Consider the following 24,491-nt stretch of genomic DNA (forward strand, 5'->3'; position numbering starts at 1 on the left):
TCCATCCTGATGGGTTGGCTGCTGAGCCGCGCGATTGCGGGTCCGATCTCTAAGATGACGGATGCGATGGGGACGCTGGCGTCGGGCGACCACGCTGTGGAAGTCCCGGCGGTGGGCCGCAAGGACGAGGTCGGCCGGATGGCCGGCGCGGTGCAGCACTTCAAGGACGCGGCCATCGAGAAGGTGCGCCTGGAAGCCGAGGCCGCCGAGCAGCGCCGGGCGACCGAGGACGAGCGCCGCGCGGCGGAAGCCGAGCGCGCCGCCACCGCCCAGCAGCAGAGCCAGGTCGTCGACGGCCTGGCCCAGGGCCTGGAGCGTCTGGCGGCCGGCGTGCTGACCTTCCGTCTGAGCGAGGCCTTCGCGCCCACCTACGAGAAGCTGCGCGCCGACTTCAACGCGGCCATGGAGCAGATGCAGAGGACCATCTCCGAGGTGGCCCTGAACAGCGCCGGCGTGCGCACCGCCTCGACCGAGATCAGCCAGGCCTCCGACAACCTGTCGCGCCGCACCGAGCAGCAGGCCGCGTCTCTGGAAGAGACCGCCGCGGCCCTGGATGAGATCACCGCCACGGTGCGCAAGACCGCCGAGGGCGCCGGCCAGGCGCGTGACGCGGTGGGCTCGGCCCGCGCCGACGCCGAACGCTCCGGCGTGGTGGTCCGCGATGCGGTGGCCGCGATGAGCGAGATCGAGAACTCCGCCCAGCAGATCAGCCAGATCATCGGGGTGATCGACGAGATCGCCTTCCAGACCAACCTGCTGGCGCTGAACGCCGGCGTCGAAGCCGCCAGAGCGGGTGACGCAGGCCGCGGCTTCGCGGTGGTGGCCTCCGAGGTGCGGGCTCTGGCCCAGCGCTCGGCGGACGCGGCCAAGGAGATCAAGGCGCTGATCTCGGCCTCAAGCCAGCAGGTGGACCGCGGCGTCAACCTGGTCGGCGAGACCGGCAAGGTGCTGGAGCGGATCGTCACCCAGGTGACCCAGATCAGCGGCGTGGTCACCGAGATCGCGGCCTCGGCCGAGGAGCAGTCCACCGGGCTCCAGCAGGTCAACACCGCGGTCAACCAGATGGACCAGGTGACCCAGCAGAACGCGGCCATGGTCGAGGAGGCCACCGCCGCCTCCCACGCCCTGACCAGCGAGGCTGACCAGCTGGCCCGCCTGATCTCCCGCTTCGAGGTCGGCGGCGAGACCCGGGCCCGGACCCCGGCGGCTCGACCGCCCCAGCCGCAGCCGCGCACCGTCACCGCCATGAAAACCACCGGCCACCGCGCAGGTGGAGCCGCCCTCGCACCGGCTGAAGACGCCTGGGACGAATTCTAGGACCCGCCATGACCACGCCCTCCGAAGACAACCCGACGGCCCCGCTGGTCCTGGCCGACAGCCTCGACCTGACGGCGGCGGCGCCCCTGGCGGCGGAATTGCTCGCGGCCCGCGGCAAGCCCGCCATCCTCGACGCCTCCGGCGTGCAGCGGCTGGGGGCCCAGTGCCTGCAGGTGCTGCTCGCCGCCCGCGCCCTCTGGTCCAGCGACGGCCAGCCCTGGCGGGTGGTCGATCCCTCGCCGGAATTCGCCGACGCCGCCGCCCTGATGGGCTGCCCAGATCTCGGGGTCTCTGGCCTCGCCCTCGCCACCGCCGTCCAGGACTGATCTCATGAGCATGACCGTTCTCACCGTCGACGACTCCCGGACCATGCGCGAGATGCTGCGCCTGGCGCTGACCGAAGCTGGCTACCGCGTAGTCCAGGCCGAGGACGGCCTGCACGGGCTCGAGGTCCTGGCGGCGGAAGCCCCCAAGGTCATCGTCACCGACATCAACATGCCGCGCATGGACGGTTTCGGCTTCATCGAGGAAGTCCGCTCCGATCCGCAATACCGCGGCGTGCCGATCCTGGTGCTGACTACCGAAAGCGACGCCGAAAAGAAGAACCGTGCACGGATGGCCGGGGCCACCGGCTGGATCGTCAAACCCTTCAACCCCGTGAAGCTGGTGGACGCGATCCGCCGCGTCGCCGCCTGAGCCTGGACCAGACCATCATGGATCCCCTAGCGGCTATCCGCGAGACCTTCTTCCAGGAGTGCGAGGAACAACTCGCCGAGCTGGAAAGCGGCCTGCTGGCCATGGAGGCCGGCGACACCGATCCGGAGACGATCAACGCCGTCTTCCGTGCAGTGCACTCGATTAAGGGCGGCGCCGGGGCTTTCAGCCTCGAGGCGCTGGTCCGCTTCGCCCATGTCTTCGAGACGGCGCTGGATGAGATGCGCTCGGGCCGCCTGGCGGCGACCGACGTGGTGCTGAAGACCCTGCTGCGCGCCGCCGACGTGCTGGCCGACCACGTGCGCGCCGCGCATGACGGCTCGGCGGTCGACGAGGCCCACACCGCTGAGCTCGCCGAAGAGCTGAAGGCGCTGGATCCCAACGGCGCGACTGCCGGCGAAGAGTCCGGCGGCGAGGAGGACTGGGGCGACTTCGAATTCAAGCCCATGTCCGTCGACGTTCCTGCGGCGCCCGCGGGTCCGAGCGGCTGGCAGGTTCGCTTCAAGCCGCGCGCCGATCTTTACGCCAAGGCCAATGAAGCCGCGCTGCTGCTGCGCGAGCTTGGCCGTCTGGGCGAAACCGCCGTCGAGCTGGACACCTCCGGCCTCCCAGCCCTGACCGACCTCGATCCCGAGGCCGCCTACCTGGCTTGGACCGTCACCGTGACCGGAGACGTTGACGAGGCGCAGGTCCGCGAGGTGTTCGAATTCGTGGACGGCGACTGCGAGCTGGAGATGACCCCGCTCACCACCGCCGAGGACGGCGAGGCGCCCGCGGCCCCTGTTGAAGATCCCGGCGAGACCCTGGACATCGGCGCCCTCCTGGCGCGTGTGCAAGCTGTGGCGGACCCTCCGTCGCCGCAGCAGGTCTCCCCGGCCGCGCCGGCCCCGGCCGCGGCGGCGACCCCAGAACCGTCATCCCCCCCCGACGGCCAGGGTCAGCCCCGTAAGCCGGAGGCCGGCGCCACCATCCGCGTCGACCTGGAACGCGTCGACCGGCTCATCGACCTGGTCGGCGAGTTGGTGATCAACCAGGCCATGTTGTCCCAGCGGGTCATGGAGGCCGGCTTCGCGCGGGCCTCCGGCGTGGCGATGGGCCTCGATGAGCTGGAGCAGCTCACCCGCGAGATCCAGGACAGCGTCATGGCGATCCGCGCCCAGCCGGTGAAGTCCGTGTTCCAGCGGATGCCCAGATTGGTCCGCGAAGTCGCGGCCATGACCGGCAAGCCGGTGCGCCTTATCACCGACGGCGAGGGGACCGAGGTCGACAAGACCGTTATCGAGCGCCTGGCCGATCCGCTGACGCACATGATCCGCAACGCAATCGACCACGGCCTCGAAAGCCCTGAAAAGCGCGCCGAAGCCGGCAAGCCGGCGGAGGGCGTCGTGCGCCTCACCGCCGCGCACCGTTCGGGCCGAATCGTCATCGAGGTCGCCGACGACGGCGGCGGCATCAACCGCGAGCGGGTCAAGTCGATCGCCATCGAGAAGGGCCTGGTCGCGCCCGACGCCGCGCTGAGCGACGAAGAGATCGACAACCTGATCTTCATGCCGGGGTTCTCCACGGCCAGTGAGGTCAGCGATATCTCCGGCCGCGGCGTCGGCATGGACGTGGTGCGCCGCTCCATCCAGGCGCTGGGCGGGCGGATCACCATCTCGTCGCGGCCCGGCAAGGGCTCGACCTTCACCATGAGCCTGCCGCTGACGCTGGCGGTGCTCGACGGCATGGTGGTCTCCGTCCAGGGCCAGACGCTGGTCGCGCCGATCACCGCCATCGTCGAGACCCTGCTGCCCAAGGCCGGCGACGTGCACAGCCTGGGCGGTTCGGCCCGGGTGATCGCCATCCGCGACACCTACGTCCCGCTGATCGACGTCGGTCAGGCCCTGGGCTATCGCGCGGGTCCCATGGATGCGACCCAGGGCGTCGCCCTGCTGATCGAAGGGGAGGGCGGCGCGCGCGCGGCCTTGCTAGTCGACGCCATCCAGGGCCAGCGCCAGGTGGTCATCAAGTCGCTGGAGGCCAACTACCGGCAGGTGCCGGGCGTGGCCGCCGCCACCATCCTGGGCGACGGCCGCGTCGCGCTGATCCTCGATATCGACACCATCGTCGCGGTCTCCCGCGGCGCCGACTCCCTCCGCGCAGAAAAGCGCCTTGCGGCGACAGGCTGAACCTCATGACCCAGACCAATCCTACCGCGGCCGCGGGCCTGCGTGAGTTGATCTCCTTCCGGATCGGCGCCCAGGAGTTCTGCGTCGACATCATGGCCGTGCGCGAGATCCGCGGCTGGACCGCGGCGACCGCCCTGCCGCAATCGCCGCCCTTCGTCCGTGGCGTGATCAATCTGCGCGGCGCGGTGCTACCGATCGTCGACCTGGCCGCGCGCCTGGGCTTCGAGTCCTCGGAACCCAGCGACCGCAACGTCATCATCGTCGCCCAGATCGGCGAACAGGTGGTGGGCCTGCTGGTCGATGCGGTGTCCGACATCCTGACCGTCACCGACGACGTCATCCAGCCGACGCCGGACGTGGCGTCCGATACGGCCAAGACCTTCGTGCGCGGCCTGCTGGCCATCGACGGGCGGATGATCAGCCTGATCGGCCTGGAGCGCGTGCTGCCCGACCTGGAGCTCGAAGCCGCGTGACCGCCGCTCTGAAGTCCCGGACGTCCACGGCCATGGTCGAGGGCGAGTTCCTCTTCACGGAAGGCGACTTCCGCAAGATCGCCGCCATGGTGCATGGCGACGCGGGCATCGCCCTGCACGAGACCAAGGCCACCTTAGTCTATTCGCGCCTGGCCAAGCGCCTGCGCGCGTTGGGCCTCGCGAGCTTCGAGGCCTATTGCGCCCTGGTCGCGGGCGCCGACGGCGTGGACGAGCGGCAGCGGATGCTGGCCGCGCTGACCACCAACGTCACCCGCTTCTTCCGCGAGCCGCATCACTTCGACCATCTGCGCGACAAGGTGCTGCCGCCGTTGCTGGCTGCGGCCAAGGCCGGCGGCAAGGTGCGGCTGTGGTCGGCGGCCTGCTCGAGCGGGCAGGAGCCCTATTCGGCGGCCATGACCATCCTGTCGCTCATGCCCGACGCGGCTAATCTCGACATCAAGATCCTGGCCACCGACATCGATCCCAACATGGTCGCCGACGCGCGCACCGGGATCTATGCCGAGAGCCTGCTGACAGGCATCCCGGGCGAATACCTTCGCCGCTTCACCTCTCCCGCGGCCGGCCGATCCGGATCGGTGCAGATCGCTGCGGAAGCCCGCGCGCTGATCACCTTCAACGAGCTGAACCTGATCGGCGATTGGCCGATGAAGGGCAAGTTCGACGCCATCTTCTGCCGCAACGTGGCGATCTACTTCGATGACGACACCCAGGCGCGCCTGTGGAGCCGGTTCGCGCCGCTGCTGCCGGTCGGCGGGCGGCTCTATATCGGCCACTCCGAGCGGGTCGCGGGTCCCGCGGCCTCAGCCTTCGAGCCCGACGGCATCACCACCTACCGCCTGACGCGGGAGATGGGCCGATGATCCGTGTCCTGATCGTCGACGACAGCGCCACCATGCGCAAGCTGATCGCCGCGTCCCTGTCGGCCGACCCCGAGTTCGAGGTGGTCGGCGAGGCCGCCGATCCGCTGCAGGCCCGCGAGGCCATCAAGGCACTCAATCCCGACGTCATCACCCTCGACGTCGAGATGCCGAACATGAACGGCCTCGACTTCCTCGAGCGGCTGATGCGCCTGCGGCCCATGCCCGTGGTGATGGTCTCCACCCTGACCACGCGTGGGGCGGAAATCACGCTGGCGGCGCTGGAGCTGGGCGCCGTCGATTGCGTTGCCAAGCCGACCGCCGCCACGCCCCGCGCCTTCGACGCCCTGCCCGAGAAGGTTCGCGCCGCGGCCGGCGCCCGCGTGCGCGCCCAGCGTGTCGCCGCCCCGGCCGCCGCGTCGGACAGCCATTTCACCCCGGGCGACCACGTCGTGGCCATCGGCTCGTCCACCGGCGGCGTCGAGGCCCTGCTGACCCTGATCGAGTGTCTGCCGGCTAACTGCGCGCCGGTGGTGATCACTCAGCACATGCCGGCGACCTTCACCAAGAGCTTCGCCGAGCGGCTGAACCGCGCCTGCGCCGCCGAAGTCCGCGAGGCCCGCGACGGCGATCCCCTGACGGTGGGCAAGGTGTTCCTGGCCCCCGGCGGCGACAGCCATCTGGAGGTCGACGGGGTGAACCATCTGCGCTGCCGGGTCACGCCCGGTCCCCCGGTCAGCGGTCATTGCCCGTCGGTGGATCGCCTCTTCGAGTCCGTGGCGCGCACCGCCAAGGCCCGCGCGGTCGGGGTCATCCTGACCGGCATGGGCCGGGACGGCGCCCGTGGGCTGCTGTCCATTCGCGAAACCGGCGGCCGCACCCTGGGCCAGAACGAGGCCACCTCGGTGGTCTACGGAATGCCCAAGGCCGCCTTCGAAATCGGGGCCGTCGAACGCCAGCTGCCGCTGGAAAAGATCGGCCCCGCGATCCGTCAACTCATCAACCGGGAAGGACCGCGCTGATGCCTGCCGCCGCAACCATCAACTGCCTCATCGTCGACGACCAGCAGACCATCCGCTCGCTCGTGCGCAGCGGCTTGCAGGAGCTCGGCTTCAAGACCATCCACGAAGCCGTGGACGGCGAAGAAGGCCTGCGCCAGATGCTGACCCGACCATTCGGCCTGGTGATCTCCGACTTCAACATGCCCAAGCTGGACGGGTTGGGCCTGCTGCGCGCGGTGCGCTCGCACCCGCCGATCCAGAAGACCGCCTTCATCATGCTGACCGGGCGCGCCGACAAGGACCTGGTCCAGCGGGCCGTGCAGTTCGGCGTCAACAACTACCTCGTGAAGCCGTTCACGGTGGCGATCCTGCGTGAAAAGATCGAAGCGGTCTTCGGCGCGTTGCAATGACCCCGGGCGCCGCCGACTGGCAGGCCGAGCGCAGAGATCCCTCTCTGGGCGACGAGTCCCGCAAGATCCATGTGATCCAGGGTGAGTTCTACGTCTGCGACGACGCCGACGTGGTGCTGACCACGATCCTGGGGTCGTGCGTGGCGGCGTGCGTGCGCGATCCGGTGGCCGGCGTCGGCGGCATGAACCACTTCCTGCTGCCGGGCGAGAGCGGCGGCGAGGGCCTGCGCTACGGCGTCCAGTCGATGGAGCTGCTGGTCAACGCCTTGCTGCGCCGCGGTGCGCGGCGCGACCGGCTCGAGGTCAAGCTGTTCGGCGGGGCGCGGCTGATCGACGGCCTCACAGACGTTGGCTCGCAGAACGCCGACTTCGCAGAGCGCTTCGTCCGCGACGAAGGCCTGCAGGCCGCCGGCGGGTCGTTGCGCGGCCAACGCGCCCGGCGCATCCAATATTGGCCGGTGAGCGGCCGCGCCCGGCAAGTCCTGCTGGAAGCCGCCGGCTCCCGCGTCTTCGCCGCCGAACGCCCGCGCGCCGCGGCCCCGCCGCCGCCCGAACAGTCCGGCGCCCTGGAGCTCTTCTGATGTCCTCTTCTTTGTTTCGGGGGGGACCGACCCTGCGCCCCCTGGCGGAGCCCTTGGGGCTGGCCGCTGTCGAGCTGGCCGACCTGGCCCGCCTCAGCGATCGCCTGCAGCAGTCGGTCGCGCGCCTGACCGCCGATCTCGGGCCGCCCGATTCCGGCTTCCTCACCGAGGTGCAGGCCATCGACCTCCTGAGCCAGCGCCTCGACGGCATGGCGGCGTTCCTGCGGGTGCTGGCGGCCTCCGCGCCGACCAATGTGATGACCGACGTCCATGCCGCGGTGATGGGCCTGACGCTGGCCGAACAGGCCCGCCGGCTGTCCGGCGCCCACCCACAGCCCGCCGAACCCGCCGACGACGGTGAGCTGCAGCTGTTCGAGGAGCTGGGAGACTAGGCATGTCGGACGTTCCGTTCCGGCGCCAGGAACGCGTCAACCTGTCGACGGCCGAGGTGCTGATCGTCGGTGGCGACGCCGATGGTGTGGAAATCCTGGCCCAGATGTTCGCCGGGTTCGGCGTGCACACGCCGCGCCGCTGCACGGCGGGTTCGGAAGCCATGACCGTGGTGGGCGAGCGCGAGCTGAACCTGCTGGTGGTCGACAGCCAGCTGGCCGACACCGACGGATACGATTTCATCACCTGGCTCAGGCGCTGCGGTTCGCCCAACGCCTGGGCGCCGGCCATCCTGGTCACCGGCCACACCACGTCGTCGCAGATCTTCCGCGGCCGCGACGCCGGCGCGAGCTTCGTGGTCCGCAAGCCCGTGCCGCCGCTGGTCATGATGCAGCGCATCATCTGGCTGATGTCCGATCCAAGGGCCTTCGTGACCTCCCCGGGCTATTGCGGCCCGGATCGCCGGATCCGCTCGATCGGTCCGCCGGTGGGCATGAAGGGCCGCCGCCACGACGACCTTTCCGTAGAAGTCGGCGTGGCCAAGACGCCCAACCTCGAACAGGACGAAATCGACGCCCTGTTCCAACCGAAAGCCATTGCCCGATGAGCCTCGCGCGTACGTTTAAGGTGGAGAACCGGCTGGCCAAGATCGCTCGCTCCCCAGGGGGGAAGAGCATCGACGAGGCGGTGCGCGGCGCCGAGCAGCGGATCGAGTCGGTGCGCGACCAGTGCGTTTCAGCCCTGTCGACCAAGGCCGACCAGCTCTCCGCGCTCGCCTCGGGCGATCGCGGGGCCGGCGCGGCGGAGACGATGGAAGGTCTCTACAATATCAGCAACGCCATCTTCGGTGTGGCCGGCGTCTATGAGCTGGATGCGCTGGCGGAAGCGGCGTGCAGCCTGTGCGACCTGCTGCACGGTTTCCGTAACGGCGAGCCGGTGAACTGGTCAGCGGTGGACGTGCATGTGGACGGCATCCGCCTGCTCGCCACAGGACGGTCCGAAGGCGCAGTTTCGGTGCTGGCCGGTCTGCGCCAGGTTCGCGCGCGGTTCGTTCCGACGGATCAGTAGCGGATCAGCCGGCGCGCCGCGTGGCCAGGGCCTCGGCGGCGTTGACCAGGGCGCGTTCCAGGGTGCGCGCGATGCGCGCCTCGGCGGACGCGTGCTGCAGGCCCTGACGCGCGTCTTCGACGATATCCAGGGTGCGTTGGGGCGCCGAACGCTCGGCGGCGCGGGCGGCCTCTTCCTCGAGCGCGGCGTCAGCGGCGGTGCTGAGCATCGGCGAGAGCGCGGCGAGCGCGCGCAGGGTCGCGCGGCTGAGCGCAAGCGAGGCCTGAAGATCGGCGTCCATGGCGCGCAGGACATCACGATCGGGTTCGGCCACGGCCAAGGTTTCACGCACGGCGGTCGTCTCTCTGGGGGGTCCTGCTCACGGCTTAGCCGTGGGCGGTTAATCGAAGCTAAAAATGTGCATTTGCACATATTGCATAACGAAATATCTCAATTGCGCGTTGTCGCCCCGCTCGAATTACCCTTCAGTGCCGCCCCGATGAAAAAAGCGCGCGCCCTCGGTCCGCCCCCGAACTCGGTCGATCCGGACGGCGAGTTCCCGTTGGGCCCGCCGGAGTACTTCTTCTATCTGCTGTTCCAGGCGGCGCGGCAGCGCGACCTGTTCTTCGATCGGGAGCTGGCGCCCGTGGGCCTCAACCTGGCGCAGTGGCGGTCGCTGGCGATCATCCGGCGACTGGAGTCGTGCACCATGACGGCCCTGGCCCGCTACAGCACCGTCGATCGCACGACACTGACCCGCGCCGTCGACCAGCTGGTGTCGCGCGGTCTTATCGACCGGTCCGTTCCCGACCGCGATCGGCGGCAGGTCAATCTCAGCCTGACCGAGCCCGGCAAGACGATCTACAGCCAAGCCGTCAATATCCTGAAGGAGCATAACCAGGAGGTCCTGGCCGAGGTGGATCCCAAACGCCTGCGCGAGGCGACCCGGGCCCTGCAGGCGGTGTTGCTGAAGCTGACCGGCGACGACGATCTCGCTGTGGACCTGCTCAATTTCGGGACCGTTCCAGCCGCGTCTCGCGGCTGAGTTCTTCCTGCCGACGCCACCGATATCCCGGTTGGCCGACCCGGATTCCCGGAAATTCCCACTTTTAACGATGAATTATCTGGAATGCCGCAGGGTCATCCCGAACCCACCGGGAGATTTGCCGTGCCCCAAAGCCTCGCCCGCCGCCTGGCCTCGCACCTGACCGCCGCGCTCGCTGGGATTGGCGCGAACCCCGTTGAGTACGCCCTCGACGAAGTCATGATGCAGGCGGTGTCGCGCCGTGGGATCACATCCTTGCGCACGCGCATCGCCCTCCTGGGCGAATCCGTCAAATGACCACGGCGGTGCTTCCGACCGTGCCGGTAACGCTCAGCGATCCGTTCGAACGCGCCCTCGCCTGGCGCGCGGGCAGCCTGTGGTCGCGGACCTCGCAGGTGACGCTGGTCGCCCTTCTGCTGTGGTTCAGCGGCCAGCGCGATATGGTCGTCGTCTGGGCCGTGACGACGTGGATCTGCGGCCTTGTGGACGCGTGCCTCAGCCGCCGGCTGCTGCACCGCCGGCGTACGCCCGGTGCGATCGCGGTGGTTTGCGCGAGCTATATGATGTCCGCCGGCACGTTCGCAGCTTCCGCTCTGCTGCTTGCCATGCCGCCGACGCCCATGCATCTCGCCGAGGCGGTGCTGGTGCTGTGCGCGGCCTGCCTCCACAACGCGATGATGTGCTGCGGCTCGCGGCTGGCCACCGCCGTCCTGGTGGCGCCGGGGTCGATCATCCTGATCACGGGCGCCGTCCTTGCCCGCCAGATCGGCTATCAGGTGGCCACCGCAGACATCCTGTTGATGGCGGTCGCCAGCGTGGTCTTCACGATCTTCATCGTGCGCCTGGCCAGCGCCTTCTATGCCCGCGGCCAGACGCTGAAATCGGCTCTGGACGGACTGTCGTATGCCGGCCGGGCCGCCCAAGAGGGCCGCCAGCGCTGGCGGATGATCTTTCATCACAGCCCGATGGCGCACCGGTGCGTCGACGCCTCGTCGCTCTATCGGCTGCTACACGCCGAGGGCGGTCCTACCGCGTCCGGCCTCGGAAACCGTCTGAAGGCCATGGTCAATTCGGTCGACGATATCGCTCCGCACATTCGGGTGCTCGAAGCGAACGAGGCGGCCGAGGCGATGTTCGGCGGCAGAGCGGCCCGGCCGCGCTTCACCGAGGCCTCGCTGGAAGCGTTCTTCGAGGCCCTGAACGGCGTGGGCGAAGATGGCGTCCTACCGATGTTTCTGGCCCAGATCGTTCGGACCGATGGCGAGATCATCGAGGTTGAGATCCACCATCGCGTGGCCCCGGGGCCCGGCGCGCCCTGGAGCCTGTGCCTGGCGACCTACGTCGACGTCACCGATGCGCGGCGCGCGGCGCGCGAGCAGCTCGAGGCGCTGAAGGCCGCCGAGGTCGCCAACCGCGCCAAGAGCGACTTCCTGACCGTGATCAGCCACGAGATCCGCACGCCGCTGAACGGCGTCCTCGGCATGGCCCAGGCCATGGCGCTCAATCCGCTGTCCCGGCTGCAACGGCAGCGGCTGCGGGTGATCAGCGAAAGCGGCTCGGCCCTGCTGGCGATCGTCGACGACCTGTTGGACCTCTCCAAGATCGAGGCCGGCGGGCTGGAGATCGTTCGCGCCGACTGCGACCTGTCGGCCCTGGTGGAGAGTGTCCACGCCGCCTACTCGGCGGGAGCGGCCGCCCGCGGGCTGTCCTTCGTCCTCGACCTCGATCCAGCGGCGTCCGGCGTCTACGGGGCCGATGCGGGGCGTCTGCGTCAAATCCTCGGCAACCTGATCTCCAACGCCATCAAGTTCACCCACGAGGGCGAGGTGGCCGTGCGTCTGGCGCGCACCGATCGGGGTGTTCGTCTGGAGGTGAGCGACACCGGCATCGGCATCGCTCTGGACCGCATCGCCGCGCTGTTCGAGACCTTCGTCCAGGGCGATTCCTCGCCGACCCGCCGTTATGGCGGCGCGGGCCTGGGCCTGGCCATCTGCCGCCAGCTCGCCCAGGCCATGGGTGGCGATATCAGCGCCTGCAGCATGCCGGGCCGGGGGAGCGCTTTCACCGTCGACCTACCGATGATCCTGAGCCGGACCGGCGCTGGCGTCGCGGCGGGCCGACCTGCCAGCGGCGGGCCGCTGCGGGTGCTGGCGGCCGAGGACAATCCGGTGAACCGGATGGTCCTGAAGGCCCTGCTCGCCCAGCTCGATATCGAGCCGGCCTTCGTCGAGAACGGCCTGGAGGCGGTCGAGGCCTGGGAGGCGGCCGATTGGGACGTGATCCTGATGGACGTGCAGATGCCGGAGATGGACGGGCCCGCCGCGACGCGCCGGATCCGCGCCCGCGAGGCGGAGCTGGGCCGCGCGCAGACGCCGATCATCGCGGTGACCGCCAACGCCATGATCCATCAGGTGGCCAGCTATCGCGCCGCCGGCATGACCGAGGTGATCTCCAAGCCGATCAATGTCGAGGCGTTGTTCTCCGCCTTGCTGAGCGCGGTGGCCGCCCCGCCGGTTCAGCCGCCGATGGCCGCCACTGGCTGATCGCCGAACGCCGCGGCCAGCTCGCGGGCGAGGTCGGAGCGGCGGTAGGGTTTGCCCAGGAAGCCCGACCGGCCGTCCGCCCGCAGGGCGCGGATCGAGGGCTCGTCGGTGTGGCCCGAGGTGAACAGCACCCGAAGCTCAGGCCGCAGCCGCCGCGCCTGATCGGCCAGCTGGCGGCCGTTCATGCCGCCGGGCATGACGATGTCGGTCATCAGCAGGTCGATGTCGGGATGGGCGTCCAGCCGGCGCAGCGCGTCGTGGCCGTTGCGCTGGGCCGTAACCCGGCAACCCAGCGTCATCAGCTGGCGCTGCACCTGATCGCGTAGCAGGTCGTCGTCCTCGACCAGCAGGACATGGCGCGGGACGGGCGGCGCTGCGGGCGCGTTGGCCTCGACAGGCCCTGGCGTCGCCGGGGCGTCGGTCTGCGGCAGGTAGATGCGCACCTGCGTTCCGGCCCCGAGCTCAGAGTCGATCTCCAGCCGGCCGCGGGACTGGCTGGCGAATCCATGCACCATGCTGAGGCCGAGGCCCGAACCCCGGCCCTCCGGCTTGGTGGTGAAGAAGGGCTCCAGGGCCCGGGCCCGGGTTTGCGCCGACATGCCCTCGCCAGTGTCCTCCACCGACAGCATGACATCGTCCTGGCCGTCGCAGCCCGCCCGCGTGGCGCTGATCGTCAGCCGTCCGCCGGCCGGCATGGCGTCGCGGGCGTTGATGGCGAGATTGAGCATCGCCGAGGTGAGCTGGGTGCGGTCGGCCAGGCAGAATAGCGGCGCATCGTCGGTCCGCACTTCGATGGCCACCTGGCTGTCGATCGTCCGCTGCAAGATCGGCAGCAGATCGCGCAGGAAGCCGGCGCAATCGATGGGCCGGGCGGCCAGCGGCTGGGTGCGGGCGAAGGCCAGCAGACGGCTCACCAGTTCCGCGCCGCGCTCGGCCGCGTCCAGCGCCAGGCGCGCCAGGGATTGCAGCTCCGGCGCCTGATCCAGCCCGTCGGCCAGGCTCTCGGCCGAGCCGATGACCACGGTGAGCAGGTTGTTGAAGTCGTGGGCGATGCCGCCGGTCAGCCGGCCGATGGCCTCCATCTTCTGCGCCTGGCGCAGCTTCTCCTCGGCGGCCATGTGCTCGCGCATGTCGCGGCCGATGCTGATGACCGTGTCCTTGGACTCCGAGCGCACCGCCGACCACATCACCGGGACGACCGTGCCGTCTTTGTGCAGGTGGCGGTTGACGAAGGGCGCGACGGTGTCGCCACGGCCGACCTGCCGGGCGAGCTCGGCGCCCCTCTCCCGATCGTCCGGGTGGATGAAGTCCTGGTAGCAGCGGCCGATCATTTCCTCCGGCCGATAGCCCCAGAGACGCTCGGCGTGCTTGTTGACCTGCTGGAAACGCCCGTCCATCCCGACGACGCAGATGATGTCGTGGGAGTTATCGAAGATCGCCTGGGCGGCCTCCAGCGCGGCCTTGAGCTGCTCGCGGCTGGCCCGCAGTTCATCGGCGGCGAGTTTCTCGACGGTGACCTCGTGGCCCTGGCAGAAAACACCGTAGACGACACCCTTGGCGTCGCGCAGCGGCTGCAGGATGAAGTCGCCATAGGCTTCCTCATCGGGGCCCCCGGGGTAGCGGTTGACCAGGAGCTTGGTGGCCCGCTGGATGCGCGGCTGGCCGGCCCGGTAGACGTCGTCGAGCATCCGCCCGAAGCCGCGGGAATAGCCGCGCGGCATGGCCAGGCGCGCCGGCTGGCCGACGATCGAGGGCGTCAGGCCGGTGAACGTCAGATGGGCCGGATTGGCCATCTGCACCACATGGTCGGCCCCGGTGAAGACGATCATGCAGCCGGGCGCTTGGTCGAACAGCTCGCGGATCCGCTGCACGTCGGCGTCGGCATGGCTTGGCTCGAGGGTGCGACCTGACGGCGCAGCGGCGTCCGTCTCAGGGGGGAGCGGCGGGATCATGACGGGCGGTGCTCAGGGTTGGGCTTGATTTTCGGGGACATTGGGCTGTTCAGTTTGAGAGAGGCGTCGCCCAAGGGGGGTCCATGTCGCATCTCGCCCGCGCGGCCGGGTTGACCGGCTTTGTGGAGGTCGCCCTCTCGGTGGGGATCGACCCCTATCGCATCGCCGCGGAAGCGGGCGTTCCGGCTGCGGCGCTGAGCGACCCCGACATGAGAGTGGCCTCGCGCGCCATCAGCCTGATGTACGACCTGGCCGCGGAACGCTCCGGCGCCAACGACTTCGGGCTGCGTATCGTCGAGACGCGGCGGCTGTCCAACCTCGGGCCGATCGCCCTGGTGATCCGCGAGCAGCCGACGGTGCGCAAAGCCCTGGTGCAATTGGCGCGCTACATCTGGCTGCAGAACGACGCCTATTCCGTGGAAATCGAGGAGACCGGTGACATCGCCGTGCTGCGGATGAACGCGCCGCCCTGGGTTGGCCGGCAGAGCGCGGAGATCAGTGTCGGGGTCGGATTGCGGCTGCTGCGCGAGCTGCTGGGCGACGCCTGGCGGCCGCAGGAGATATCCCTGACGCACGCCGCGCCGCCCTACCTCAGCGCCTATCGCCGCGTCTACGGGATGGCGCCGCGCTTCAACCAGGATTTCAACGGCATCGTGACGGCGCGGGAAGACCTCGACCGGCCGATCACTACGGCCGATCCGGCGCTGGCCCGCCAGATGGTCCGCTATCTCGAGGAGATGGCCGCCGGCCGTGGATCGAGCTTCGGCGACAAGGTGCGTGAGATGATCCTGCTGCTGCTGCCCAATGGCGACTGCACGGTCGACCGCGTGGCGCAGCGGCTGGCGATGGACCGCCGCACCCTGCACCGGCGCCTGGCCACGGAAGGCGAGACCTTCTCGGGCCTTCTGAACGCCGCGCGCCGTGAGGCGGCGGAGGCGCTGCTGGCGCGCAGCGGCCGGTCGTTCCAGGCCGTCGCCGAACTCGTCGGCTTCTCCAGCCTGAGCGCCTTCGCCCACTGGTTCCGCCGCCAGTTCGGCTGCACCGCCAGCGACTACCGCGCGAGGATTGCGGGCGGCCCCGGCGAGATGGCCGGCCCGTCTGCCATGCCCGCGGGCTGAGCCCTGCGCCAGGTCGCCGGCCAGGGTCATGCGGCGCGCGAGGACAGCACTTCGTCCGGGTCGCGCATCACGTAGCCGCCGCCCCAGACCGTTTCGATGTGCTGGCGGTCGGACGCGGTCGCCAGCTTCTGGCGCAGCTTGCAGATGAAGACGTCGATGATCTTGCCGCCGGGCTCGTCCATGCCGCCGTAGAGGCTGGTGAGGAAGACGTCCTTGTGCAGGGTCTTGCCGCGGCGAAGCGCGAGCAGTTCGAGGGTCTGATATTCCTTGCCCGTCAGGTGCACCCGCACGCCGTTCACGTGCACGAGCCGCGCATCGAGATTGAGGGTGATGTCGCCGATGGTGATGGTCGAGTCCGCGTGGCCGCTGGAGCGGCGGATGACGGCGCGGGCCCGGGCGGTGAGCTCGTCCTTGTGGAACGGCTTGACCAGATAGTCGTCCGCGCCGCCGGCGAAGGCGCTCACCTTGGCCGCCACGTCGGCGGCGCCGGTCAGGATGATCACCGGCGTCTGGACCTTGGCGCGGCGCAGGGTGCGCAGCACTTCCATGCCGCTGATGTCCTGAAGGTTCAGGTCGAGCAGGATCAGGTCGTAGGCATAGGCCTGGGCCAGGTCGAGACCGTCCTCGCCGGAGTCGGTGATCTCCACATTGAACTTGGCGGCCGTGAGCATGAACTCGACGCTTCGCGCCGCATTCCGGTCGTCTTCAATCAGCAGTACGCGCATCCTGGTCTCCTTGATTTCTTCTGGGTTGGGCAGGCAGGGGCTGTCGGCGCCGCGAGCGCGGTCGCCGGGGAAATTCGGGGTGGGGTCGCCTATCGGCTGAGCGCGATCCCCGGGTTGGCGGGAAAATCGGTCTCGTCGTCCGGCGGACCGGCCGGCGGACGGTCGAGCACCACCCGCGCGGCGGTGATCAGCGAGGACATGCGGAAGGGCTTGGCCAGCACCTCGTCGGCGCCCAGCTCGTGGGCCCAGACCAGGAAGTTCTGGCTGCGCCCGTAGTGGCCGCCGCCGGAGATGGCGATGACCTTGGTGTCAGGCGCCACGCGGCGCGCCTCCATGATCGTGCCGATCCCCTCCATCTCGGGCATGACGATGTCGGTGATCATCAGGTCGGGCTTCAGGGTCTGCAGCAGATCGACGCCCTGGCGCCCGTTCCTGGCGCAATAGGTCTGGAAGCCTTCACGGACGAAGGCCGCGGTGAGCAGCAGCAGCAGGTCCGGGTCGTCCTCGACCAGCAGGACCTTGCGTGTCCGCACCTGGCCTTGCGGCGACGGGTCGTCAGCGGGCGAGGCGTCACTCGGGTCTGCGCCGTCGCCCATCGCGGCGCCGTCCAGCGCAAGGCCGGCCAGCAGGCCCGCGGCGCGATCGGCGGCCAGCAGACCCACGCGGGCCAGCTCGGCATGCTGCGGCGCGCCCTTCAGGTTCTCCGCCAGGGACTCGCAGACGCCGATGATCACGGCGAGCAGTTCGTAGAGATCGCGCGCGCCGCCGACGGCCTGGGGGGGAGCCACCGGCAGCGGCGCCTTTGGGCTCATCAGAGCCATCGAAGTCCTTGAAAACGGAGCGGAAATACGGTCGTCGAAGAATTCTGGGCGCATTGCGGGCGTCGATTTCAACTAGGGTTTCCAGGGGCGCTTCACCCAGTGAAAGAACCTTGGCTTGACGCCTCTGGTTCAATCCCCGCGGGGGTGATTCGCGGCGGTTCCCCTACATGGTTAACGGCGGCTTAGCTTGTTATCTGGGGACAGAAATTTGTTTATTGGGGACAGATATGTGCAATTGCACGGATATCGGTGTCTTACCCCGTAAACTTATTGCTCGCTGGGCCTTTTCGGCCGGAAATCAGTCGATCAGGCGTCGGATCGCCGCGACCAGAGTGTCCTGTGCACGTTGGGGCGAAAGGCCCTGTTCGCGGCGCAGGCGGGACCAGGCTTCGAAGCTCAGCAGCAGATCCAGAGCCTCCAGCTTCGGCTGATCGCGGGCCACGGCCGGCGGCAATTGCTGCCTGAGGATTTCGCGCAAGGCTTTCACCAGCCGCGCGTGGTCGATGTCCATGTACTTCGAACGGCGCTGCAGGAGGCTGGTGGCGCGCAGGAAGGGACCGACCTCCTCGAAGGCCCGGCCGCGACGCTCGACCAGCTCCACCACCCGCTCGCGCCAGTCCTCCGAACGGAACGGCGTTTCGGCCACGGCGTGCAGCTCGCCCATGATCACCACCGACATCTCCCGGAACAGGCTGTCCATGTCCTGGAAGTGGCGGAAGACGGTTCGCAGGCCCACGTCGGCGCGCTGGGCCACCTGTTCGGCGCTGGGCGCCAGGTCGCCGGCATGGATGATGTCCAGCATGGCGGCCACGATCTTGGCGCGGTTGTCCTGCCCGCGCCGACGGCGGCCGTCGCTGGAGGCGAGCGCGGGTTCGGGCGCGGGGTTCAAGCGAACTGTCCGGAGAGGCCGACGGGATCGGTCATATGCATCTCTCCTCAAGGCCACGGCGCCAGGGATCGAGTCGCTATCATGGCCCACCCGCACGGTCCCGTGGAAGACGCCGCGAACGCGACCGGGCCACAGTCCGCCGACTTGACGTCGGACCAATATAGTGACACTCATATTGCCACTATATTCCGGGCCGCGGATCCGGAAGTCAATCGGGGGGACGAAGATGCAAATCCTGCGAACGCCCGACGCGCGTTTCGAGGGTCTGGAGGGCTGGCCCTACGCGCCGCGCTACGCGACGCTGGCCGACGCCGACGGGACACAGCTTCGCCTGCACTATGTGGATGAGGGGCCGCGCGACGCGCCGGTGGTGGTGCTGATGCACGGCGAGCCGTCCTGGGCCTATCTCTACCGCAGGATCATCGCCGACCTGGTCGCCAGGGGCTATCGCGCCATCGCGCCGGACCTGATCGGCTTCGGCCGCTCCGACAAGCCGGCAGCTCGCGCCGACTACACCTACGAGCGCCACGTCGACTGGGTCAGCCAGTGGCTGCAACAGCTGGAGCTCAGCGACGTCACGCTCTTCTGCCAGGACTGGGGCGGCCTGATCGGGCTGCGCCTGGTGGCGGCGTTCCCAGAGATGTTCGCCGGCGTGATCGTCGGCAACACCGGCCTGCCGACGGGAACCGGCATGACCGAGGGCTTCAAGTCCTGGCTCACGTTCAGCCAGTCCGTGCCGCAGTTCCCGGTGGGCTTCATCGTCAATGGCGGGGTCGGCCGCGACCTGTCGCCGGCCGAGGTCGCCGCCTATGACGCACCGTTCCCCGACGAGAGCTACAAGGAGGGCGCGCGGCAGTTCCCGCTGCTGGTTCCGGTCACGCCGGAGCACGCCTCCATCGCGGAGAACCAGGCCGCGTGGAAGGTGCTGGAAACCTTCGACAAGCCGTTCCTCACCGCCTTCAGCGACGGCGACGCGGTGACCCGCGGCGGCGAGGCGGTGTTCCAGGCGCGCGTGCCCGGCGCCGCCGGCCAGCCGCACGTCATCCTGCACGGCGGCCACTTCCTGCAGGAAGACAGCCCCGCCGAGATCGCCGCCCTGATCGACGGGATGATCGCCCGTCGCGTGAAGCGGTTCGCCTGATGGAGGTGGTCAACCAGGTCATGCCGACCATGGAGCGGGCCATGGCCTTCTTCGGCGGCGCCGAGGACGGGCCGTTCGTGATGGTCAATCTGCTGAAGTTCAAGCCGAAGGCCGAATATGAGGACGGCTCGGACGGTGACCTCACCGGCGCCGAGGCCTACGCCCGCTACGGCGAGGCGGTCCGCAAGCTGGTCGAGGGACTGGGCGGCAAGGTCCGCTATTCGGGCGCGGTCACGGGCCTGATGCTCGGCGAGGTCGAGGAGCTGTGGGACATGGTGGCGCTCGCCGAATACCCCTCGCTGGCGGGGTTTCGGGCCATGGCCATGTCGCCGGAGATGCACGCCATCGAGCATCACCGGAAGGCGGGCCTCGCGGGCCAGCTCAACATCCGCACCAAGCCGGGCGCGGGGTTCTAGACGGCCTTCCGGGGGCGCAGCGACAGCGCCAGGAAGATCGCAGCCAGGACGACGGTGACCGGGCTCGCGTAGTGTTCCGGCGGATGGTGGCCGTTCGTGGGGGCTTTAAGGATCCAGCCTTGCAGGCTCATCAGCCCGCGCTCGACGATCACCAGGGCCAGGAACAGCGGCGTCAGCGGCTGATAGCGCCAGACCACCGCGGCCATGCCGAGCCCCAGCGCGAGCTGCGTGGCGCCTTCCCAGGCGAAGACGCCGACCACCACGCTGCGCTGGGCGCCCAGGTCGAGGCCGGCGATCCCTTCGGCCCCGCCGCTCGGCGCGAAGCTGTGGATCAGGGCCGGGCCGAGGGTCAGCAGCGTGGCCAGGCCTAAGAACCAGACGGCGGATCGGGCGCCGGCATACTGGGCGTTGGTGGATGGCGGGAAGAAGCTCATGCCTCAGGTCCTTCCGGTCAGTTGTCCCACAGGATGTATTCCTCGCCCTTCCGCTGCGGTTGGCCGCTCGGGTGATCGATGAATACGGGCCCCTGAAGCAGCGACGGCCACATGGGTTTGACGCTCTGGGCGTCCTGGGCGGCGATCAGCGCCAGCATGGCCTTGGTCCGCGCCGGCTGGGCTTGCGACAACTCGCGCCGCTCGGTGGGGTCGTTGGCCATGTCGTAGAGCCAGACCTTGTGCTGCGCCTCGCTCGACTGCAGTTTCCAGTCGCCGTCGAGCACGACCTTGTACTGGCCTGAGCGCCAGAACAGGGTCTGGTGCGGGCGGCCGGTGGCCTTGCCCTGGATGTAGGGCATCAGGTCGACGCCATCGATCACCCGGTCCTTAGGCGTCTGCGCGCCGGCCGCGGCCGCGGCGGTGGCGAAGATGTCGATGTGGCCGACCGGGTAGCCGTAGCGGGAGTTCGCCGCGATGACGCCCGGCCAGCGCATGAAGAACGGCGCATGGATGCCGCCTTCGAAGAAGGTCGATTTCCAGCCGCGGTAGGGCTTGTTGATCTCCGGCAGGCCGATGTAGCCGGCGCCGCCGTTGTCGCTGGTGAAGATCACCAGCGTGTTCTGGTCGAGCCCGTCGGCCTTCAGTTCCGCCAGGATCTTGCCGACGTTGCGGTCCAGATTGCGCACCATGGCGCCGTAGACCCGAAGCCGGTGGTCCTTGATCTGCGGCAGGGCGTCGTAGTCGGCCTTGGTGGCCTGCAGCGGCGTGTGGATGGCGTTGGGCGCGAAGTACATGAAGAAGGGCCGGTTCCGGTTGGCCCGGATCGACTTCACCGCCTCGTCGGTGAGGTAGTCGGTCATATAGCCCTTGGGCGCGAACATCGGGCTGCCGTTGAACTGCACGGCGTAGGGCAGGTTCGGCCACAGGAACCTGTCGATCGGATCCCACGGCTGTTTGGAATTGACCACGCCCGGATCGTGCTCGGGCAGGTACAGCGACGCCCCTGGGATGAAGCCCAAGCTTTCGTCGAAGCCCTGGTCCTCAGGCCGCGAGCCCTTAATCCCGCCCAGGTGCCACTTGCCGAAGTGGAGGGTGTGGTAGCCCTTAGTCTTCAGCACCTCGGCGATGGTGATCTCGCTGGACGGCACGCTCAGCATGTTGACCGCCGAGGGCGAGGACGCCGTGGAGCCGGGCGGCATCTGCGCCAGGCGGTCCTTGTAGAATTTCGGCAGGACGAAATCCTCGTCCTCATGCTCGGTGCCGACCATCTTCTCGAAGGCCACCGGCGCCGGCGTGAACTCAAAGCCGAAGCGGGTGGGATAGCGGCCGGTCATGATCGCGGCCCGCGAGGGCGCGCAGGTGGCGTTGCCGCAATAGCCGTTCAGGAAGTCGACGCCCTGATGGCCGATGGAGTCGATGTTGGGGGTCGGCACGGCGCCGCGGGCGACGCCGCCGCCGTTGAAGGTGATGTCGTTGTAGCCCATGTCGTCGGCCAGGATGAACAGCACGTTCGGCGGCCGCTTGCCCGGCGGGGCATTGGGCGGGCCCTCGTTCCAGGTGACGGCGTGGTTCGGCTCGATGTGCGGCAGGCGCGAATGGGCGATCATGGCGAAGATCGTCGTCTTGTTCCCCCAGGCCACGCCCAGCGCCGCCAGGATCACCAAGACGATCGCCCCCAGCCAGGTCCACAGCTTCATGGTCCGCCTCCCCGTGGCGTCGTCCTGCGGGCGAGAAGCTATATAGTGGCATCCAGAATGTCGATAGATGTCACAGAACGCGGATCGCCCTCGCGGCCTTGCTCCGGCGCCGGACGCGGCTAGCATCGGCGCCGAGCCGGCGGGCGGCCTCTTTGCGGGAGTGTGGAATGGTTCTGGGACCCGCCGAGGTTCAGTTGCCCTGCGCGGACCTGGCGCCGACCCTGGCGTTCTTCACCGGCGAGCTGGGCTTCCGGGTCGAGACCATCTTCCCGGCCGACGATCCGCAGGTGGCGGTGATCTCCGGCCATGGCCTGCGCCTTCGGCTGGCGCCCGGCGCGGGGGATCCCGGGATCATCCGGCTGGCCGCCGAACCCCGGCCGAATCCGGCGGTGGTGACCGCGCCCAACGGCACGCGGATCGAGTTCGTCGAGCCCGATCCGCCCGTCGAGGTCCCGCCGCTGGAGCCTGAATTCGTGCTGACCCGCCAGGCGGACAGTCCGGATGCGGGCGCCGGCCGCGCGGGCATGCTCTACCGCGACCTGATCCCCAGCCGGCTGGGCGGACGGTTCATCGCCTCGCACATCGCTATCCCTGACGGCGGACCGGTGGCCGACTGGGTGCATTTCCACAAGGTTCGCTTCCAGATGATCTTCTGCCGGCGCGGCTGGGCGCGGCTGGTCTACGAGGACCAGGGCCCGCCGTTCCTGATGCAGGCCGGCGACTGCGTGCTGCAGCCGCCGCGCATCCGCCACCGGGTTCTGGAAAGCTCGCCCGGCTTCGAGGTGGTGGAGATCGGCTGCCCGGCCCTGCACGAGACCCTAGCCGACCACGAGATGGAGCTGCCGACGGCCGCGCCGCGCCCCGACCGCGATTTCGGCGGCCAGCGCTTCCTGCACAGCGTGGCGGCTGAGACGCCGTGGACGCCGCTGGGCGCGACCGGGTTCGAGGTTCGTGAGAGCGGCATGGCGAAAGCCACGAAGGGCCTGGCGGATGTCCGGGTGATCCGCCCGGCCCACACGCGCGGACTCGAAGTCCCGCCGCATATCGGGGAGTTCTTCTTCGGCTTCGTCCTGGAGGGGGCTGTGACTCTGGAGCATGAGGGCGCTCAGGCGCTGCAGGCCGCCGACGCCTTCGTCATCCCGGCCGGCGAGGCCTGGCGCCTAAGCGGGGCGTCGGGGGATTTGGAGTTGCTGGAGGTGATGCTGCCGGCAGGGGCCGTCGCCGGCCTAAAGCACTAAAATCCCCGTCATCGCGGCCGCAGCGAAGCGGAGAGCCGGGACCCAGGAGGTTCTGCAGTGCGGTCGCTCCTGGGTCCCGGATCGGCGCTTCGGCCGTCCGGGATGACAGGATTGGGCTAGCTGCAGATCAGGGCGTAAACCGCCGCTTCTGCGGTCCGCCGGCCAGCGGCAGCTTGGACTCGTCGATGATCTGGCCGCCCTTCATGACGAAGGCGATCTTCTTGACGTTCTCGATGTCGGCGGTGGGATCAGCGTTGAGCAGCAGGAGGTCGGCGAACTTGCCCGGCTCGACGGAGCCCAGCGTGTCGGCCTTTCCTAGCAGCACCGCACCGTTGTGGGTGGCAATGGTCAACACGTCGAAGGGCTTGAGGCCGGCCTGGACCAGCAGCTCCAGCTCGCGCTGCGAGGCCGGGCCGCTCGACTGGTCGGTGCCCATGGCCACGACGCCGCCGGCCGCCCAGACCTTGCGGATGTTCTCCTCGGCGACCGGGGTCATCAGCTTCATCCAGGCGGTCCACATCCGCGCCTGGTATTCGGCGCGGGTCTTGGTCTTCAGGCTCTGGCGGTCGGCCGGGCTGAAGGTCGCCGCATAGAGCGGCTGGTCCAGGAACTCAGGGTGTTCGGCCAGGCGGCTGTAGTTCTCGCCGATGGTGAGCGTCGAGGCGAACGGCGTCTTCTTGGCGCCCATCAGCTTGACGAAGCTGTCGCTGACCGGGCCCTGGATCACCGGGTGGGCCAGGCTGTCGGTGCCCGCGAAGATCGCTTCCTCGGCGCGCAGTTCCGACGACACATGGATCGTCGTGCGGATGCCATGCAGATTGTAGTAGCGGATGATGTCGCGTAGCAGGGGCTCGGGCATCAGGGTGATCATCGGCCGCGCCCCCCAGCCTTCTTCCTCCAGGGTCAGTTTCACGACGTCCGGCTGCTGCTCTGCGATGTGCTTGTCGAGCTTGTCCTTGTCCTTCTCGAAGTCCTGGATGTTCACGGCCATGCCCGTGCCGTGGCTGCCCGGATAGGTGATCAGGTTGCCGGTGGCGAAGATGCGCGGCGAAGCGATCTTGCCGGCCCGCTCGGCGGCGCGCAGCGGCAGGATGATTTCGGTCTGGTTGCCGGCGTCATAGACGGTGGTGACGCCGGAATAGAGGAAGCCGGCCAGAGTCTGGGTGCGGCTTTCCACCGTGTCGGTCTTCTGGTCGACGCCGCCGTGCAGGTGGATGTGCACGTCCATCAGGCCGGGCATCAGGTATTTGCCGTGGCCGTCGATCACATGGCCCTTGGGCGATTTCAGCATGGCGCTGGGGGTGATGGCGGCGATCTTGTCGCCCTCGACGATGACCGTCATGTCGGCTTGAGGCGCGTGGCCCAAGCCGTCGATCAGGGTGACGTGCTCGATGGTCCAGGTTTCCGCCCGCGCGCTGAAGGGCGCGATCGCCAGGCCAAGGGCGCAGGCCGCCAGAAGCGCTGCTCGTCTCATGATGCTGATCCCCGATACT

Annotated in this window: 27 protein-coding genes; 19 read left to right on the forward strand and 8 right to left on the reverse strand. The window is 68.9% G+C overall.

Going from position 1 to position 24,491, the window contains the following annotated elements; all coding sequences use genetic code 11:
- The 12 genes from VHS75_RS20645 to VHS75_RS20700 all read left to right on the forward strand — a co-directional run.
- A partial coding sequence (locus VHS75_RS20645; protein WP_329640507.1) for a methyl-accepting chemotaxis protein occupies positions 1-1,317 on the forward strand: 1,317 nt, incomplete at its 5' end.
- An 8-nt stretch (positions 1,318-1,325) separates the two neighbouring features.
- On the forward strand, positions 1,326-1,643 hold the full coding sequence (locus VHS75_RS20650) for an STAS domain-containing protein (RefSeq protein WP_329640508.1): 318 nt from the start codon (positions 1,326-1,328) through the stop codon (positions 1,641-1,643).
- 4 nt (positions 1,644-1,647) lie between these two features.
- Positions 1,648-2,013, forward strand: a complete 366-nt coding sequence (locus VHS75_RS20655) for a response regulator (RefSeq protein WP_329640509.1) — start codon at positions 1,648-1,650, stop codon at positions 2,011-2,013.
- Between the two features lie 17 nt (positions 2,014-2,030).
- A complete protein-coding gene (locus VHS75_RS20660) occupies positions 2,031-4,199 on the forward strand; it encodes a chemotaxis protein CheA (RefSeq protein ID WP_329640510.1) in 2,169 nt (722 codons plus the stop codon).
- Between the two features lie 5 nt (positions 4,200-4,204).
- Positions 4,205-4,672, forward strand: a complete 468-nt coding sequence (locus tag VHS75_RS20665) for a chemotaxis protein CheW (protein WP_329640511.1) — start codon at positions 4,205-4,207, stop codon at positions 4,670-4,672.
- Positions 4,673-4,704: 32 nt separating this feature from the next.
- Positions 4,705-5,553, forward strand: a complete 849-nt coding sequence (locus tag VHS75_RS20670; protein ID WP_329640540.1) for a protein-glutamate O-methyltransferase — start codon at positions 4,705-4,707, stop codon at positions 5,551-5,553.
- Complete coding sequence (locus VHS75_RS20675; RefSeq protein WP_329640512.1) at positions 5,550-6,572, forward strand: chemotaxis response regulator protein-glutamate methylesterase; 1,023 nt, start codon at positions 5,550-5,552, stop codon at positions 6,570-6,572. Before VHS75_RS20670 ends, VHS75_RS20675 begins: the two co-directional genes overlap by 4 nt.
- The gene (locus VHS75_RS20680; RefSeq protein ID WP_329640513.1) at positions 6,572-6,961 is read left to right on the forward strand and encodes a response regulator; all 390 of its coding nucleotides are present in this window, start codon (positions 6,572-6,574) and stop codon (positions 6,959-6,961) included. Before VHS75_RS20675 ends, VHS75_RS20680 begins: the two co-directional genes overlap by 1 nt.
- On the forward strand, positions 6,958-7,542 hold the full coding sequence (locus tag VHS75_RS20685) for a chemotaxis protein CheD (protein WP_329640514.1): 585 nt from the start codon (positions 6,958-6,960) through the stop codon (positions 7,540-7,542). The genes VHS75_RS20680 and VHS75_RS20685 overlap by 4 nt, the downstream gene beginning before the upstream one ends.
- Positions 7,542-7,934, forward strand: a complete 393-nt coding sequence (locus VHS75_RS20690; protein ID WP_329640515.1) for a hypothetical protein — start codon at positions 7,542-7,544, stop codon at positions 7,932-7,934. Before VHS75_RS20685 ends, VHS75_RS20690 begins: the two co-directional genes overlap by 1 nt.
- Before the next feature lie 2 nt (positions 7,935-7,936).
- Positions 7,937-8,539 (forward strand): response regulator, encoded by a 603-nt coding sequence (locus tag VHS75_RS20695; RefSeq protein ID WP_329640516.1) that lies wholly within the window; start codon positions 7,937-7,939, stop codon positions 8,537-8,539.
- Positions 8,536-9,000: a hypothetical protein gene (locus tag VHS75_RS20700; RefSeq protein ID WP_329640517.1), complete on the forward strand. Its 465-nt coding sequence runs from the start codon at positions 8,536-8,538 to the stop codon at positions 8,998-9,000. The genes VHS75_RS20695 and VHS75_RS20700 overlap by 4 nt, the downstream gene beginning before the upstream one ends.
- A 4-nt stretch (positions 9,001-9,004) precedes the next feature.
- Here VHS75_RS20700 and VHS75_RS20705 read toward each other — a convergent pair whose 3' ends face one another.
- Complete coding sequence (locus VHS75_RS20705; RefSeq protein ID WP_329640518.1) at positions 9,005-9,331, reverse strand: hypothetical protein; 327 nt, start codon at positions 9,329-9,331, stop codon at positions 9,005-9,007.
- Positions 9,332-9,478: 147 nt separating this feature from the next.
- On the opposite strand from VHS75_RS20705, the gene VHS75_RS20710 reads away from it, so the two are divergent.
- The 3 genes from VHS75_RS20710 to VHS75_RS20720 all read left to right on the forward strand — a co-directional run bounded on the left by VHS75_RS20710 (position 9,479) and on the right by VHS75_RS20720 (position 12,567).
- Positions 9,479-10,024: a MarR family transcriptional regulator gene (locus VHS75_RS20710; RefSeq protein ID WP_329640519.1), complete on the forward strand. Its 546-nt coding sequence runs from the start codon at positions 9,479-9,481 to the stop codon at positions 10,022-10,024.
- 123 nt (positions 10,025-10,147) lie between these two features.
- Positions 10,148-10,321: a hypothetical protein gene (locus VHS75_RS20715; RefSeq protein ID WP_329640520.1), complete on the forward strand. Its 174-nt coding sequence runs from the start codon at positions 10,148-10,150 to the stop codon at positions 10,319-10,321.
- Entirely contained in the window at positions 10,318-12,567 is a 2,250-nt protein-coding gene (locus VHS75_RS20720) for an ATP-binding protein (protein WP_329640521.1), read from the forward strand. Before VHS75_RS20715 ends, VHS75_RS20720 begins: the two co-directional genes overlap by 4 nt.
- Here VHS75_RS20720 and VHS75_RS20725 read toward each other — a convergent pair.
- Positions 12,540-14,519 carry a PAS domain S-box protein gene (locus VHS75_RS20725; RefSeq protein ID WP_329640522.1) on the reverse strand — a complete coding sequence of 660 codons (1,980 nt, stop codon included), beginning with the start codon at positions 14,517-14,519 and terminating at the stop codon, positions 12,540-12,542. The two genes, VHS75_RS20720 and VHS75_RS20725, sit on opposite strands and share 28 nt — an antisense overlap.
- An 83-nt stretch (positions 14,520-14,602) precedes the next feature.
- On the opposite strand from VHS75_RS20725, the gene VHS75_RS20730 reads away from it, so the two are divergent.
- Positions 14,603-15,637, forward strand: a complete 1,035-nt coding sequence (locus VHS75_RS20730) for an AraC family transcriptional regulator (RefSeq protein ID WP_329640523.1) — start codon at positions 14,603-14,605, stop codon at positions 15,635-15,637.
- A gap of 26 nt (positions 15,638-15,663) precedes the next feature.
- On the opposite strand, the gene VHS75_RS20735 is transcribed toward VHS75_RS20730, so the two are convergent.
- The 3 genes from VHS75_RS20735 to VHS75_RS20745 form a co-directional block, all read right to left on the reverse strand.
- The gene (locus VHS75_RS20735; RefSeq protein ID WP_329640524.1) at positions 15,664-16,362 is read right to left on the reverse strand and encodes a response regulator transcription factor; all 699 of its coding nucleotides are present in this window, start codon (positions 16,360-16,362) and stop codon (positions 15,664-15,666) included.
- Between the two features lie 89 nt (positions 16,363-16,451).
- Complete coding sequence (locus tag VHS75_RS20740) at positions 16,452-17,150, reverse strand: response regulator (protein ID WP_329640525.1); 699 nt, start codon at positions 17,148-17,150, stop codon at positions 16,452-16,454.
- 331 nt (positions 17,151-17,481) lie between these two features.
- A complete protein-coding gene (locus VHS75_RS20745) occupies positions 17,482-18,072 on the reverse strand; it encodes a TetR/AcrR family transcriptional regulator (RefSeq protein WP_329640526.1) in 591 nt (196 codons plus the stop codon).
- Between the two features lie 226 nt (positions 18,073-18,298).
- Here VHS75_RS20745 and VHS75_RS20750 point away from each other — a divergent pair, with 226 nt between their 5' ends.
- Both VHS75_RS20750 and VHS75_RS20755 read left to right on the forward strand, forming a co-directional pair.
- Positions 18,299-19,213 (forward strand): haloalkane dehalogenase, encoded by a 915-nt coding sequence (locus VHS75_RS20750; protein WP_329640527.1) that lies wholly within the window; start codon positions 18,299-18,301, stop codon positions 19,211-19,213.
- Complete coding sequence (locus tag VHS75_RS20755; protein WP_329640528.1) at positions 19,213-19,629, forward strand: DUF1330 domain-containing protein; 417 nt, start codon at positions 19,213-19,215, stop codon at positions 19,627-19,629. The genes VHS75_RS20750 and VHS75_RS20755 overlap by 1 nt, the downstream gene beginning before the upstream one ends.
- Here the strand turns inward: VHS75_RS20755 and VHS75_RS20760 are convergent.
- Positions 19,626-20,063, reverse strand: coding sequence for a hypothetical protein (locus VHS75_RS20760; protein WP_329640529.1), 438 nt, complete (start codon positions 20,061-20,063; stop codon positions 19,626-19,628). The genes VHS75_RS20755 and VHS75_RS20760 overlap by 4 nt on opposite strands.
- 17 nt (positions 20,064-20,080) lie before the next feature.
- Positions 20,081-21,760 carry a sulfatase-like hydrolase/transferase gene (locus VHS75_RS20765; protein ID WP_329640530.1) on the reverse strand — a complete coding sequence of 560 codons (1,680 nt, stop codon included), beginning with the start codon at positions 21,758-21,760 and terminating at the stop codon, positions 20,081-20,083.
- Positions 21,761-21,927: 167 nt separating this feature from the next.
- Here VHS75_RS20765 and VHS75_RS20770 point away from each other — a divergent pair, with 167 nt between their 5' ends.
- A complete protein-coding gene (locus tag VHS75_RS20770) occupies positions 21,928-22,998 on the forward strand; it encodes a hypothetical protein (protein WP_329640531.1) in 1,071 nt (356 codons plus the stop codon).
- A 127-nt stretch (positions 22,999-23,125) separates the two neighbouring features.
- On the opposite strand, the gene VHS75_RS20780 is transcribed toward VHS75_RS20770, so the two are convergent.
- Positions 23,126-24,472 (reverse strand): amidohydrolase family protein, encoded by a 1,347-nt coding sequence (locus tag VHS75_RS20780; RefSeq protein ID WP_329640532.1) that lies wholly within the window; start codon positions 24,470-24,472, stop codon positions 23,126-23,128.
- Between the last annotated feature and the right edge of the window lie 19 nt (positions 24,473-24,491).

The organism is Phenylobacterium sp., assembly GCF_036264965.1.
In the GTDB taxonomy this organism is placed as follows: domain Bacteria; phylum Pseudomonadota; class Alphaproteobacteria; order Caulobacterales; family Caulobacteraceae; genus Phenylobacterium.